Source organism: Terrisporobacter petrolearius (genome assembly GCF_020748185.1).
GTDB classification, from domain to species: Bacteria; Bacillota; Clostridia; order Peptostreptococcales; family Peptostreptococcaceae; genus Terrisporobacter; species Terrisporobacter petrolearius.
Map to the genome: position 1 here is coordinate 1 of NZ_JAHZMO010000148.1, position 486 is coordinate 486.

Consider the following 486-nt stretch of genomic DNA (forward strand, 5'->3'; position numbering starts at 1 on the left):
GTTTTTATTTATAGAGTCAAAGACGTCTTTATTGAAAACAGTCACAACAGCTCTCATACTTTCACCATCTTTTAACAATTGTATGTTCATATCTCCTAATTCTTTTGGTCTTAATTTAATTGTCAATTCTTGTATATCATTTGTTTTCATATGCTTAATAGCTTTTATAGAGTCATCCATTACATTTGATTCTATCTGTTTTAAATTGACATTATCATTTTTAATTTTATTCATATCAACGCTTTTATTTATTACTTGACTAAAATTCCCACTCTTATTTCCATTGACCCCTGCTAGTTTTTCCAAAATATCAGAACTATCATCTCTTTGTTTATTTGAGTTAAGATTATCCATTCTATTACTATCAAAACTATACAAATCTATACTTTTAATATCATTTTCTGTAGTTTTACTAATTACTTCAATATCTTCATCCGCATTATTTTCTAAAAGTTCTCTTAACTTCATTATGTCTAAATTTTCTAT

1 protein-coding gene is annotated in these 486 nt (G+C 25.5%); it reads right to left on the reverse strand.

The features are described 5' to 3' along the window. A partial coding sequence (locus tag K0040_RS20050) for a flagellar hook-length control protein FliK (RefSeq protein WP_228110446.1) occupies positions 1 to 468 on the reverse strand: 468 nt, incomplete at its 3' end. Between the last annotated feature and the right edge of the window lie 18 nt (positions 469 to 486).